This window comes from Ruegeria sp. BF6, from assembly GCF_056538665.1.
Genome location: NZ_JBQFTN010000023.1, coordinates 13,554 through 25,693, shown reverse-complemented (window position 1 = coordinate 25,693; position 12,140 = coordinate 13,554). Strand labels below are relative to the sequence as shown.

Sequence of the window (12,140 nt, the reverse complement as noted above, 5' to 3'; positions counted from 1 at the left end):
GCTGATCTGCCACGTGGCGAATGCGGAAGGGGGCGGGGCAATGCTATTCGACTGTGGTGGTACGATCCGCAGGCACAGCCGGGGACACAGTGTTGTCTAATAGGGTTGCCCGAGGGTGAGGACAGTGGCCTCACCCTGGCAGCCAGACGTTTGGCTCGTCAAAGCCCTGCTGGCCCTCAAAAAAGTGGAGGGGCCGACAGCCCCACCACAACTAGTAGGACGGCCCATTCCTGTCGTTCGCCGATGGATGTCTTTGCTGAGGCGCGTCCCGGCAAACCAGTCATTTTCTCCAAAAGTTCGCGATACAACCAAGAAGACTGGCAACCCACGTACGGTTCAACTTCTGTTAGGTCACACGATAATGGACAGTACAGTTGGGTGTCTGGGTTCTGAATTAGACGGCGCACTTGTGGTTGCAGAAGCTGTTGAAATCTGATGACACGGGCCGCCACACATTCATGAAGCAATCGCTGCCCGCCTTCCAGACGTTCACTGAACGCGCAATATCCGGGAAGCTAGAATTCACACGGCACCGGCCAAATCCGACGTTCAACTTTTCTCAACCAGCACTTATTTTTCGACCGTCTTATATATTGTTAGATTCTCCAGAAAGGCGACGATTTTAGTTTGTTCGCTTTCGCTGAGGTGGTTGTAGACAGTGGCGCTGTCTGAGGCTTCACCCGCATGACTCGTTATTGCTTCTTGCAATGTGGTCGCCCGACCATCGTGTAACCAGGGTCCAGTTGCCCCGACACCCGCCAGTGATCGCGTCAGAAACATAGATGCCCCCAACCCAAGAGGGTCATCGGGATCTGCCAAGTCGGATCCCATATCGTGTCGTTTGAAATCTGTGTACCATCGGGCCACTGGCTCACCTTCGGCATTCTGCCCCATAGCACCTAGATGGTGGATTGAACCGTCCAGCAGCTTAATCGAGTTGTTGGGTTGATCTCCGGCCAGATTGAATGTGATTGCACTGACGACGTTCAAGCCATGAGTATTCGGGTCAGATCCATCTGGAAACCTGACATCGTAGAAACCTGGAATTTCGCTGGGTTCTTTGAACGTTGTGTCCCGAAGGCTCATCGCTGGCGTGTGACAACTGGTGCAGCCGGTTTGAGCGAATAGCGCCTCTCCTGCCAGAATATCGGTTCTTTCGGACTCAGAAAGGTCGATCAACCCCAGATCGGCCAGTTCAATCTTGGTTACTGGCCGTTCGAGGGCTGCCATGTATATTGTAAGCGCCGTCACATCGCCAACGGTCAACTCATTCACCACACCATCGAAGTCGCCATCCCGGTCTCCGACAAGCTCGACGGCCTGCAATCCCAGTTCATTGTGCGCAGCATTCCTCGTGAATGCTCTGATCGTTGCATGATTACCTTTCCATCCAAACGGTTTGATCACGAGGTCCGGATCGATGCCACTCAATCCGCTGGAATCCGTGTCGACGGAACAGGGGTCTTGAGAAGTACGCGTCAGTGTCAACGTTCCATAGTCTACGCCTTTGGACTCTAACTGAATTGAGGCGCGACCCGAAGTGCAGGCAACCTGATGGGCTGCATCTCGCTGTTGATAAAGGTCCGCGCTAATTTCTTCTGCAAGTCGCTGAGGGATACCAAGTGCAAACAGGGGGAGTGTATTTCTTTCAAGATATCTGGTTGCGTCGCCCGAATGTGCGGGATCCACAAGCACGTTGACTGCAACGTCACCGGCCCCATTGGCAATCGGTGCGTTGTGACAGGCAATACAAGATGTCGCGTTAGCCCCTCCTTCGCGTTTTGGAAAATGCGAAGCCCACTCTGATGGGTCGGCGAGATCAGCCCGCGGAATACGCGTAAAAAGACGGCCTTCGCCGATATTAGCACCGACCCCGCGCGCTGTGTCAAAGCTGAATTCGGTCAGTTCGTCCCCCGCCTCAAAGGCCTCCAGAAACGCCTTGGTTACCTTTCCGTTCTGTATCATGCGCGATAACTCGTGCTGATCGACGGGCGCAGGTTCCTCCTCTGCATAGGCCGTCAAAGGCATCAGGCTTGCCATAATAAAGCTCAGGGTGCTTGGTCGCATTTCGTGTCCACTTCTCGGTCGCGAGGTTCGTCTTGTAGTGACGGCTGAAGGGACTTGGTTGGCATGTTTTCCGATCAGAAAACCATTGAACCCAGGCTGCGAAAGGACGTTCTAAGCCAAAGTCATATAGACGTCTGACACTGAAATTCTCATCGTGAAGAACGTATTTTGAACGCGTCGATCCTGCGCATTTCGGCCATGCTACGCGGGTCTGCGACTTTGGCTTATTCGGCCAAAAATCAGGCTCGCGTCCAGTATTCCGATCGAAGTTTTCACTGCATCTAGGCTTCACGGCACCAATCCAAGCCGCGTTAAATCTTACAAACAGGAAGAAAAAACATGCGTACTCTCTCACTCCCTCACAGCCCGTTGATCCTAGCTGCCCTTATCACCGCAGTGTCGTTCCAGCCGCTACTTGCCAAAAGCATCTCGGTTGTTGACCCAAGTACAGGCCAAACCGTCGAACTGTCCGAAGTGGATTTCGAAGCATTGTCCGAGGAAGAACGTGCCGATATTCGGGATCAGCTGAAAGAACAGGGAGTCCAGCCCCGAGGCCGTGATCGGAACGCCATTGATATTTCAGAGGTAGAGGTCGTCGACCCTTCAACCGGCGAAACCGTAGCGCTGGGGGATATCGACCACTCAAGCCTGAGCCCCGAAGATCGGCGGAACATCGGCGATCAACTGGCCGAACAGGGAATCCCTGCTGGGCGAGGCGGGCACGACAGTGAAGGCCGAAGTGCGGAATCCGGCAGCGAGACGGCTGATTCTGGCGAAAGGGGCGGCAGTGGCGAAGGTCGTGGAGGTCGCGGCGGCGAAGGTCGTGGCGGCCACGGCGGTCGAGGCGGTCCTCGCGGGTAACACAAAGCTACCGCGCACCGGTTGACACGGTGCGCGGTAACCACTTAGCCAAAATGCAAAGGTATGGGAACTTTTTGATGCGTAGATCACATATCCTCGCAAGCCTCGCGGTGGTCATGCTCCTGCACTCGCCGGCGCAGGCGCAGGTATCCGTTGCTGATGATGTCATCGCGCGGATTGAGGCCGAAGGTTACACGGTTGACGAAGTGAAACGGTCTTGGCTGGGCCGCATCGTCATCACCGCGAGCGATCAGAATGAACTGCGCGAGGTGGTGCTGAACCGTACGTCCGGAGAGGTATTGCGAGATCAAAGGTTCTCGAAGGAATCGCACGGCGACGAGCGTGCTGAACCGCCAGCCAATGAACCAAACGAACGTGTTCAGCCGAGAGAACCAAATGCGCATGGCGGTTCCAAAGGGGCTGGCAAATCCGATGGCCCCAAAGGGGCTGGCAAATCCGGCGGTCCAAAAGGGGGTGGCGGACATGGCGGCCCCGGTAAAAACGGTGGGTGATCCGGCATGAGACAACCTGCTGAAACGGAATTGACCTGCGCACGGTGCCGCGCATGATGAACCGCGCATGGGTCGTATGGACCCTTGTCCTTATCCAGTGCCTGTGTGGTGCGTATTTCCTGTGGGAAATTCTGGCATCAATTTTGGGTATCCCATCGGTTCCGCTACGTTGGAATGTGCGAGAGCTTGTCGAGGCAGGCGCCAGTATCGGGCTGATACTTGGCGCATTTCTGGGTGTCCGGCTTGCGCTCGTGGCCCAAAAAGCGACACACCGGGCCGAAACGGCCCGCCGGATCACGTCCGGCGAGTTCATGACCGTAGTAGAGGCGTATTTCGAGAAGCTCGGCTTGACTGGCGCGGAAACAGAGATCGCGTGGCTTGTTCTGAAAGGGATGTCTATGGCTGAGATCGCCAATCTGAGACAAACCCGAATTGGAACCGTTAAGGCTCAATGTACTGCGATTTACAGAAAGGCGGGAGTGTCTGGCAAAAGCCAATTGATCTCACAGCTCGTTGAGGACCTTCTGTTCTAGACACAAATTGGATCAGATGACGCTAAGGTGCTTACTCGATACAGCGCACCAACGTTACATAGAAGTCCAGAATCTGCTCACCTGCACGCAATTCAAGGCGTGCTCGGGAAGTCGAAGTCGGACGGCTTACTTGGATATCTTGGTGCCGAAATCAGCGATGCAGCTGCAATTCCAGCACCCATTGCAATTCGGTCACACGGCTAATGTTGTGGACGGTCTGTTCCCGACATTCGTCTCATCTCAACTATGCTGCGGCGCGGCTCTTTAATTCAGTTGTTCGCGATGACCGTGAATCCACAGTATGAACTAGTTAACATTCAGTGCATACAACTTACGTTTCAATTGCCGTCGGCGTCTGGGGACTCATACGGACTTAACATGGGAACCCATCGTGGCACTGCCGCCTTGTACCGTAAGTATTCCTCGCCAAAGCGTCGCTCTAGTCCCGGTTCCTCCACGAATTTGAAGTAAATTGTATTTAGGAAAAAAAACGTGATTGCCCAACCGAGCAAGAGCGGGCTGTCCAGAGCCACTGCTTCCGCCACTATCAAAAGAACGACCGATGAAAGCATGGGATTGCGAACATAGCGATAAGGCCCGCTGACTACAAATCTTTGGGGTGGATCCCACGGCGCCGGAGTTCCATCCCCCACCAGAACAAACAGTTTCATCGTGTTGACAGCCAAAGCAAGCGCAGGGAAAGCCAAAAACGCTGCCACTGCCCAATGCAGGCGCGTCCCCATGCTTTCGTCGAATGGCCAACGGTCGCTGTACCATTGGATTAATATCGGGATATAGATCAGCGCTGTTCCCGGAAGGATAAGCACCGCCTTCGTCATGCGCCAAAACACTGAGGATCCTCACCACAACGTGTTTATCATTTTCTGCGCTGCCCCGCTGCCTTCTGTGTGCATTCTATGGTTACGACTTGTTGGTCTGATGCGCATCATAACTGGCTTCCAGTTCGCTCCTCAAAAATTCTCCAAAGTTCAGTGGGCCAAACTTTGCATCGCCTGTGTGCGGGAGAGGCGCAATTTCCGCAGAGACATGAGGATCGTAAAAGAACGGCACGGAATAGCGCTCTCGTCCGGTTGAATTGATCACCCGGTGCGGGGTGGACAAGAGCTTTCCGTTGGACAGGCGGTGCAGCATGTCACCGACATTGACCACGAATGCATCTTCGATTGGTGGTGCATCCACCCAAAGACCGGCAGGTGTCTGCACTTGCAATCCGCCAACATCGTCTTGTGCGAGTAAAGTCAAGCATCCAAAATCCCTGTGCGGTGCGGATCCAAACATATCATCGGGCGCTTGCGGAGGTTGCGGCGGATAGTGGAGCAGACGCAACCAGATCGTTGGTGTTTCAAATGCAGCAAGGAACGAGCGATCCGTCACACCGATCGCGTCCAACGCCAACCCCATTAGTTTGCGCCCCAAAACGGTCATCGCCTCGGCATAGGCCTCACACGCCTCACGAAACCCTTCCAGATCCGGCCACTGGTTTGGCCCAGACAGGTATACTTCAGGGTCAATCTCTGAGTCCTCGCGCATCATCATGAACGACCCGGATTGGTTTGGTTTGGTTACTTTGGCAAGGTCGGAATTCACATCCGTAGAGGTATTAATGGCGATGTAACCGCGGTGGCATTTATCAAGCGTGATTGTCTGCTTTACGCTCTCAGGCAGCGCATGAAACTTCTTTGAGGCGGCAAACACGGCGGCACGTAAGGCAGGATCCACGCCGTGATTGACAACATAGCCAAATCCGGTCTCGCCGTAGGTTTTGGCAAAATCCAAGGTAAGGCTGGATGTGTCTTCGCCATTAATCAGTGGCGCCAGATCAAGCACCGGGATATCAGTAAATTCAGTCATCTGAGGTCTCCAAAGTGTATTGCTAGAAAGTGTGCAAATGGAGGCCTGCTATCCGGCAAAACGCTTTCTGCGATGAGCACTGTGACGCTCGAGGACGACATGATGGATGAACTTTGACATGCACAACACGCTATGACGGACAAAATCCCCGATCAACCTCAAAACATCACCGGCCCAGACCTGCCGTTGCACACATCGTCAAGTGCAGCGGCGCGGCTTCAAGGACGCGCGGCTCAACAGTGAGATCTTCCACAGCCTAAGCGAAGCTCAAATCCTGATCGAACAATGGAGGAGACACTACAACACAAAACGCCCACACAGTGCACCGGGCTATCGCCCGCCAGCCGCCGAAACAATCACTCCGATGGATCACAGGCCGAGAATGCACCGACAATCAACTCGGATCAGTCAGCTGAGGCTGCTCACATTCCGTTGTTGTTGTCTCGAAAAAGTTCTCGAGGGGGAGAGGCCTGTTTCATTTTGCGTTGTGCCACATCCGTGCGAGCGCGCCGTTCTTCTTGACAAACTGGTGGTAGAGCGCCGCTCCTGCATGAATCACAAGCAAGCCAACCATCAGCCTTGCGCACATCCCGTGTGGCACACGTGGTGGCAGTTGGAAGAATCGGGATGCGGTGCTGTGGACTCCCAAAAAAGGATATCTCCAGCAACAGGGGGTATCATCAAGCTGATGCCGCTGGCCACCATGCCGAGAATGACGATGTAAAACAGCGCATGAACCGCTTTGCCGACGAAAATCTGCCTGGTCGGGTCACCGGCAACTGGATCTGGCTTGCGGTCTGCGAACTTCCACCAAGCGAGCAAAAAAATTCCGTAAACACAAGGATGGCGAGCCCTAATGACGCATGGAGATTAGAAATCGCTTCTTTCGCGGCGCTATCAAGCATGAGTGCAGCCCGAAAACCCGATCCTAATTGACGCAGGATCAATAGCGTGCTCAGCCAATGAATGGTGACGGCCACCGTTCCATATTTCATACGTGAGCTTTTGATTTCCGTGCTGCAGTGGGTGGGTGAAGAGGTACGACCACCCAAAATGCTGTGGGTTCGTTCCCAGAGGTCTATTTGCCAGTATCCGCCGCGCGGCAAGCACGGTTGGCGTTGTATCCCTGCAAAAGTTCATCTTCGCCGAGAAACGCATTATCATTGATGCCTGCGTTTCGGAAGTCGGCGATCATCGACTTGTTGAATTCGGAGTTGTTGATCCGGCCACTACTGCCACGGTCCCAGTCCGCAAACAGCATTTTCTAAGCGGTGTCATAGATGTGCCGCTGCCCTTCGTCCTCGGCAATAGATTCAAAACCGAAGCCCCGCTCCTTGAGCCCCTCGAATGCAATGCCGCCATCATCATTGCCATCCATGGAGACGAATAGGTCTTTCCCAAAGGCAGTGATTTGTCCCATATCGGTCAGCCCTCTGTGATTGCTTTCATTGGAGGCGAAAATGAGCTTTGCCAGCTCCTGACCCGTTCCGATATCGTTTGTTTCGGCAAGGGACAGTGTTGAGATCAAGAGGCTGGCAGCGCAAGCAATCAGTGCTTTTTCAAAGATACAGCTCCTAACGCCTATAGGTTAAGAGAAGTTTGGAGTTCGATTCAGCCGGTCCAACCGATATCGGCATGCGACCCGTCACAAAAAGGTTTGTTTTTTGAGGCACCGCACCGACACAGGACATACTTTTCCATGGAAGCCGCCTGGACTTGAACACCTGAGGCCAGTCGGATCTGTGTCACACGATAGGGCCCGTCTTTTTCGATTGTGATCCCGGGCGCGTCATGCGTGATGTGTTGTGGTGATCCGCCCGGTTCACTCCAGGACAGCGCCCCGGAGGGACACGCCCCAATCACACCCCTGATGTCATCCGGGGTCGCATTGTCAGGCGCGATCCAGGGGTCTCGCTTGGTGTCGAAAACGGTTTTCAATGTCGCTCCACATACTCCCGCGTGTGAGCAGAGCAAGCGGTTGTAGTAGATATCAAGCTGCTCACCCTCGAAGACTTTTACGCCATCGGGAGTGCGGTCCGGTGAGGGTTCCGAGGAAAAGCCAAATTCACTGTGCGACCCGTCGCAATAGGGTTTCTTCTTCGATTGCCCGCAGCGACACAAGGCAACAACTGAGCCCGCGTCAAGCTCCTGACCGTCATAGTTGGTGAGCCGTGGAACGGATTTGGCTACCAACGGCCCTGCGGGGCGCTCTTCTATTACCGGCTTTTGCAGGTTCGTGGATTCCGCGCGCGGGCCACCGATACGCCCTGTCATGGTAAGGCCATCGCGAATATTGAGACCCATCATGGTCAGGTTTGCGGCTCCAGCGATCAGCTCGACCGCCTGAACCGTGTAGAAGACGGTATCGAATTCGCCCGCGGTAGCTTTGCCTGCCAGAAACCATGCTGATGGCAACAGGACCAGAAGCCCATTCATCGCAATGATGGGCATTCGTTTCTTCTTTGCGACCGCCTTGGTATCCGTTCGGTTCTTACCCATCACAGTGCCCGATCCGCCCGCAATTACCATTGCCGGGATCAGGATAAACATGCCTTTGAGGATCAAACCCTTAACAGCTGCGACCGTCGCGTGGCTCGCAAACAGCTCACTGATTGCCGTGGACGTCCAGAAGAGAAGGATCATCAGGAAGCCGATTCCGCCTGCTATTGCGTGAATGCGTGTTTTCATCTTTGCATCCTCTGATCAGTTTTTGATTAGGTGTCCGTCAGGCCGCGCAGCAGTTGGGCACAGCAATTTTTTCAAAGAGATGCGGTGCGGTTACTGCGCTGGATGGGTAATGACTGAGCGCATTCTGAAACTCTGGGTTCAAAAATGCCGCGCGGAAGTCATCCACAGAATCCCAAACGGCGTAATTCAAAAACATGCTGCTTTCGCCGATGGCCTTGTGCAGCTGCGTGCTGATGTAACCCGGCTGCTTTTTCATCCAGAGCGCATCCTCTTTCCAGGCTTCAACCAAAGCACCCTGATCTGCCGTATCCACTGTGAACAGGTTGACCAAAACAACAGGTCCGGCTTCGACGCTCAATTGCTGTTCAATTGGAAACTCGGGATCCAGAGATTTGAAGTTGACCATGTGTCTTGCTCCGTGAGTGGGTGCTCTATTTGGTGACATGTTGTCGTTTCTTTTTCATTAATCATATTGACTATATGTTGTCAACAGGTCAGATTGCTCGCATGGCAAACGAACAATGGACAGAGGCCGGAGAGGCGGTGACGGCGCTAATCCTGGACGTGTTTCGACTGAATGGCAGATTGCAGCTCGCTGGAGATCGTCTGGTGGCTGATCTTGGACTAACCAGCGCGCGCTGGCAGATCCTTGGGGCGATCGCCTATGCGGAGCGCCCCGAATCTGTCGCATGGCATGCTCGGACGATGGGGGTTCATCGCCAGGGTGTTCAGCGCATCGTCAATGAGATGGAAAAGGAAGGAATCATAGAGTTTCGACCAAACCCGCATCACAAGCGCGCGCAACTCGTTACGCTAACGTCAGAAGGTCAAAAACTGTTCGATGCCGCTATCGCGCTGCAAGTTCCATGGGTGAACGAACTGTCCAAAGGTCTTTCGACTGAAGACATCGCGACCACACAAAAGGTCATCGGCTTCCTGAGGGCGCGTGTACAGGAGGCGTTGTCTTCGCAGGACTAGCGCTCCAAACAATACGGACTCTTGTTCAGTTCGCTGCATTTGCTGTTGTGGGATCGCCGCAATCGCTCTCTACGCGCGCGATCAGTTGCGGCTATCAGGAGGATTGAAGTGATGGTGAGTTTGATCCGCAGACGAGTGGACCACTCAACCAGAGATCGCTTCACATATAAATTCGTTCTGCTACGTTTAGCGTGGCGTTCAAGGACATCTTTAATGTTGAATTCCATCCACCAGTTCCAAGGATGAGTTGGAGCAGCTTTGTCTTTGAAAGCGGCATTCAGCCTTTCCTTACTTGAGACGGATATCAACGTTAACAAGCAGAAAGACTGTCGAAGCAGGTGAACCTCCCCCTCACAGTCTCCGCGTTTCCAAACAACGAAAGTACTTGTTGTGCTTTCATGATATCACGTTTCTCCGGCGCTGGTGTAAAGCTACACCATGTGCTGGAGCGGTTTTGGCGGCTGCTTTTCGCGACAGTTCAGGCGTGTGTGCGAAGGAGGGTGATCAATCGATCTGCCGCGTCCGAGAGCGTGTCCTCGTCAAAAGCTGCATATCCAAGCAACAAGCCTTGCAGTTTTTCGGGCAGAACGCAGTGGGCTGACAAGGCGTTGACGCGCAGACCGTTTTGCTCGGCAAGTTTGCCTATCTCAAGATCCGACATTCGGTCAACCAGCGGTGCCTTTGGCGACAGGCACAAGTGCATTCCCGAGGAGTCAGGCTGAAGATTCAGAAGGCCCGCTACCGGGGACAGCGCTTCAAGCAGGTGGCTCTGACGCCGTGCATAGACCCGCCGCATCCGTCGCAGGTGCATCGCAAACTCTCCGCTGTTCATGAACGCTGCCAAAGCGGGTTGCGGGATCAACGAGGCGCGCGGACCGACGCGGCCAAGATAGGCCAGGGTGTTGTGTAAAAATCTCTTGGGAACAACCAGGTACCCGATCCTCAGCGCGGGGCTGACCAGTTTCGAAAAGCTGCCGAGGTAAATCGTGTTCGTCAGGCCGTCCAGACCCGAGAGGGACGGCAAAGGTTGCCCGCGATATCGGAACTCGCTGTCATAGTCATCTTCTATCACTGCCGCTCCGGTTTGCCGCGCCCAATCCAGCAGAGCAACCCGGCGGGACAGGGGTAGGCTCACACCCGTAGGATAGTGCCGCGAGGGGGTAACGATCGTGGCATGTATTCCCTGCGGAATTCTGGCCACGTCCAGCCCGTCCCGATCGATACGGACGGGACGGGCACTGTTGCCCGTGTCGGCAAGGATCGTGTGCAATTTGGGCCAGCAGGGATCCTCGATCGCAACATGTTTGCCTGCACCAAGCAGACCATAGAAAATCACCTCGAAAGCCTCGCGTGCGCCCGAGGTGATGACCACCTGACCGGGATCACAGTTCAAATGACGCCACGCGGAAAGGTGGTCCGAAATCGCTTCGCGTAGCGGATACCAGCCCAGAGGATCCGGGCGCGTCAAAAGCTCGGGTGCCGGGCTGCGCCATGCGCGTTCAAGATGGCGGGCCCATTGCCGGTGCGGTAACAGGTTTTGATCGGGCAGCCCGGTTTGGAAGGGGCGCCATTCCGCGGTTACGGGACCAGCCGGACGGGAAATTGGCTGTGGCTGCGACAGGTGGGTGATTTCGCTGGCAACAAAGGTTCCGCTGCCTTGCCGGGTGACCAGATATCCTTCGCTGATCATCTGGTCAAAGACCGCCTGAACCGTGGTGCGCGAGATCGAAAGCTCGGACGCCAGGGTCCGGCTGGCGGGCAGCCGCGCGCCGACCAGGTTCGGCGACTTGGAGACAACGCGCCGCAACGCATCCAGCAACTGGGCCTGCAATGACGTCTTCAGCGACGCATCCAGCGAAATCGCGAACAGGTCGCGGTGCAAATTGGCCTTAGAAAAAGATTCAAAATTGGTCATTTGCCAACACCCAATATCCGGGCATTACGGTCATAGCAAGAACAAACCCGAGCTATGAATATGAACGAGACACTGGATATAACCGACAGAACGCGCCTACGCAGATCGCACGAGCGGGGGCATTTCGACCGCGCCACGATCAACCAAATTCTGGACGCGCAGCCCATGTGCAGCGTGGGATACGTGATTGATGGCAAGCCATTTGTCACGCCGACGCTGCAGTGGCGTGAAGACAACCATGTCTATTGGCACGGCTCTTCGGCCAGTCGCGCGCTGCGCAACGCGCGCGACGCGCAGGTGTGTCTTTCGGTGGCGATCCTTGATGGCTTTGTGCTGGCCCGGTCCGGAATGCACCATTCGGTCAATTCGCGGTCGGTCACGCTGTTCGGGTCGGCATTCAAGATCGAAGACCCTGCGGAAAAACTGAAAAAGCTTGCCCGGTTTGTGAACGGCTTGTTTCCCGGGCGCTATGAAGGCCTGCGGCCGGATTATGCGCAGGATCTGAAGGCGACCATGGTGCTGGGCATGGAGATTTCCGAAGGCAGCGCCAAGATTCGCACCGGTGGGCCCAAGGATGAGGAAGAGGATTACGGCCTGCCGATCTGGGCCGGGGTCATTCCCGTCAGCACCAAGGTCGGAGACCCGATCCCCGATCCCCGCAACATCGACGGTATCCCGATGCCCGCGCATGTGCAGTCTTTTCAGTTGTAGGGC

Annotated in this window: 14 protein-coding genes and 1 pseudogene; 6 read left to right on the top strand and 9 right to left on the bottom strand. The window is 54.9% G+C overall.

The genetic code is table 11. The features are described 5' to 3' along the window. Positions 1-570 precede the first annotated feature (570 nt). Complete coding sequence (locus ACR0IM_RS23130; RefSeq protein ID WP_480683335.1) at positions 571-2,067, bottom strand: di-heme oxidoredictase family protein; 1,497 nt, start codon at positions 2,065-2,067, stop codon at positions 571-573. Positions 2,068-2,406: 339 nt separating this feature from the next. On the opposite strand from ACR0IM_RS23130, the gene ACR0IM_RS23125 reads away from it, so the two are divergent. The 3 genes from ACR0IM_RS23125 to ACR0IM_RS23115 all read left to right on the top strand — a co-directional run bounded on the left by ACR0IM_RS23125 (position 2,407) and on the right by ACR0IM_RS23115 (position 3,973). Next, positions 2,407-2,928, top strand: coding sequence for a hypothetical protein (locus ACR0IM_RS23125; protein ID WP_480683334.1), 522 nt, complete (start codon positions 2,407-2,409; stop codon positions 2,926-2,928). Positions 2,929-3,005: 77 nt separating this feature from the next. Beyond that, a complete protein-coding gene (locus ACR0IM_RS23120; RefSeq protein WP_480683333.1) occupies positions 3,006-3,440 on the top strand; it encodes a hypothetical protein in 435 nt (144 codons plus the stop codon). Positions 3,441-3,493: 53 nt separating this feature from the next. Continuing rightward, a complete protein-coding gene (locus tag ACR0IM_RS23115) occupies positions 3,494-3,973 on the top strand; it encodes a helix-turn-helix transcriptional regulator (protein WP_480683332.1) in 480 nt (159 codons plus the stop codon). A 338-nt stretch (positions 3,974-4,311) separates the two neighbouring features. On the opposite strand, the gene ACR0IM_RS23110 is transcribed toward ACR0IM_RS23115, so the two are convergent. Beyond that, on the bottom strand, positions 4,312-4,824 hold the full coding sequence (locus ACR0IM_RS23110; protein ID WP_480683331.1) for a methyltransferase family protein: 513 nt from the start codon (positions 4,822-4,824) through the stop codon (positions 4,312-4,314). A gap of 70 nt (positions 4,825-4,894) precedes the next feature. Then, positions 4,895-5,845, bottom strand: a complete 951-nt coding sequence (locus ACR0IM_RS23105) for an isopenicillin N synthase family dioxygenase (RefSeq protein ID WP_480683330.1) — start codon at positions 5,843-5,845, stop codon at positions 4,895-4,897. A 220-nt stretch (positions 5,846-6,065) separates the two neighbouring features. Between ACR0IM_RS23105 and ACR0IM_RS23100 the strand changes: the two are divergent. Then, positions 6,066-6,209 (top strand): annotated as a pseudogene (locus ACR0IM_RS23100) (integrase core domain-containing protein); the annotation flags it as partial. Between the two features lie 316 nt (positions 6,210-6,525). Here the strand turns inward: ACR0IM_RS23100 and ACR0IM_RS23095 are convergent. From ACR0IM_RS23095 to ACR0IM_RS23075, 5 genes are all read right to left on the bottom strand, one after another. Further along, entirely contained in the window at positions 6,526-6,840 is a 315-nt protein-coding gene (locus ACR0IM_RS23095) for a cytochrome b/b6 domain-containing protein (protein ID WP_480683329.1), read from the bottom strand. Positions 6,841-6,923: 83 nt separating this feature from the next. Then, entirely contained in the window at positions 6,924-7,106 is a 183-nt protein-coding gene (locus ACR0IM_RS23090) for a hypothetical protein (RefSeq protein WP_480642064.1), read from the bottom strand. Positions 7,107-7,109: 3 nt separating this feature from the next. Then, positions 7,110-7,373: a hypothetical protein gene (locus ACR0IM_RS23085; RefSeq protein ID WP_480642065.1), complete on the bottom strand. Its 264-nt coding sequence runs from the start codon at positions 7,371-7,373 to the stop codon at positions 7,110-7,112. Between the two features lie 83 nt (positions 7,374-7,456). Further along, positions 7,457-8,533 (bottom strand): CDGSH iron-sulfur domain-containing protein, encoded by a 1,077-nt coding sequence (locus tag ACR0IM_RS23080; RefSeq protein ID WP_480642066.1) that lies wholly within the window; start codon positions 8,531-8,533, stop codon positions 7,457-7,459. A 37-nt stretch (positions 8,534-8,570) separates the two neighbouring features. Then, on the bottom strand, positions 8,571-8,891 hold the full coding sequence (locus tag ACR0IM_RS23075; protein WP_480683328.1) for an antibiotic biosynthesis monooxygenase family protein: 321 nt from the start codon (positions 8,889-8,891) through the stop codon (positions 8,571-8,573). A gap of 149 nt (positions 8,892-9,040) precedes the next feature. On the opposite strand from ACR0IM_RS23075, the gene ACR0IM_RS23070 reads away from it, so the two are divergent. Next, entirely contained in the window at positions 9,041-9,511 is a 471-nt protein-coding gene (locus ACR0IM_RS23070; protein WP_480594356.1) for a MarR family winged helix-turn-helix transcriptional regulator, read from the top strand. Positions 9,512-9,989: 478 nt separating this feature from the next. On the opposite strand, the gene pdxR is transcribed toward ACR0IM_RS23070, so the two are convergent. Continuing rightward, entirely contained in the window at positions 9,990-11,426 is a 1,437-nt protein-coding gene (gene pdxR / locus ACR0IM_RS23065; RefSeq protein WP_480642069.1) for a MocR-like pyridoxine biosynthesis transcription factor PdxR, read from the bottom strand. Positions 11,427-11,486: 60 nt separating this feature from the next. Between pdxR and ACR0IM_RS23060 the strand changes: the two genes are divergently transcribed. Further along, the gene (locus tag ACR0IM_RS23060; protein WP_480594354.1) at positions 11,487-12,137 is read left to right on the top strand and encodes a pyridoxamine 5'-phosphate oxidase family protein; all 651 of its coding nucleotides are present in this window, start codon (positions 11,487-11,489) and stop codon (positions 12,135-12,137) included. Positions 12,138-12,140 lie beyond the last annotated feature (3 nt).

What these genes read in the sequence shown, in the direction of transcription:
- ACR0IM_RS23130 (WP_480683335.1), bottom strand. Translation starts at nt 2,067, where the DNA reads ATGCGACCAAGCACCCTGAGCTTTATTATGGCAAGCCTGATGCCTTTG.
- ACR0IM_RS23125 (WP_480683334.1), top strand. Translation starts at nt 2,407, where the DNA reads ATGCGTACTCTCTCACTCCCTCACAGCCCGTTGATCCTAGCTGCCCTT.
- ACR0IM_RS23120 (WP_480683333.1), top strand. Translation starts at nt 3,006, where the DNA reads ATGCGTAGATCACATATCCTCGCAAGCCTCGCGGTGGTCATGCTCCTG.
- ACR0IM_RS23115 (WP_480683332.1), top strand. Translation starts at nt 3,494, where the DNA reads ATGATGAACCGCGCATGGGTCGTATGGACCCTTGTCCTTATCCAGTGC.
- ACR0IM_RS23105 (WP_480683330.1), bottom strand. Translation starts at nt 5,845, where the DNA reads ATGACTGAATTTACTGATATCCCGGTGCTTGATCTGGCGCCACTGATT.
- ACR0IM_RS23095 (WP_480683329.1), bottom strand. Translation starts at nt 6,840, where the DNA reads ATGAAATATGGAACGGTGGCCGTCACCATTCATTGGCTGAGCACGCTA.
- ACR0IM_RS23090 (WP_480642064.1), bottom strand. Translation starts at nt 7,106, where the DNA reads ATGCTGTTTGCGGACTGGGACCGTGGCAGTAGTGGCCGGATCAACAAC.
- ACR0IM_RS23080 (WP_480642066.1), bottom strand. Translation starts at nt 8,533, where the DNA reads ATGAAAACACGCATTCACGCAATAGCAGGCGGAATCGGCTTCCTGATG.
- ACR0IM_RS23070 (WP_480594356.1), top strand. Translation starts at nt 9,041, where the DNA reads ATGGCAAACGAACAATGGACAGAGGCCGGAGAGGCGGTGACGGCGCTA.
- pdxR (WP_480642069.1), bottom strand. Translation starts at nt 11,426, where the DNA reads ATGACCAATTTTGAATCTTTTTCTAAGGCCAATTTGCACCGCGACCTG.
- ACR0IM_RS23060 (WP_480594354.1), top strand. Translation starts at nt 11,487, where the DNA reads ATGAACGAGACACTGGATATAACCGACAGAACGCGCCTACGCAGATCG.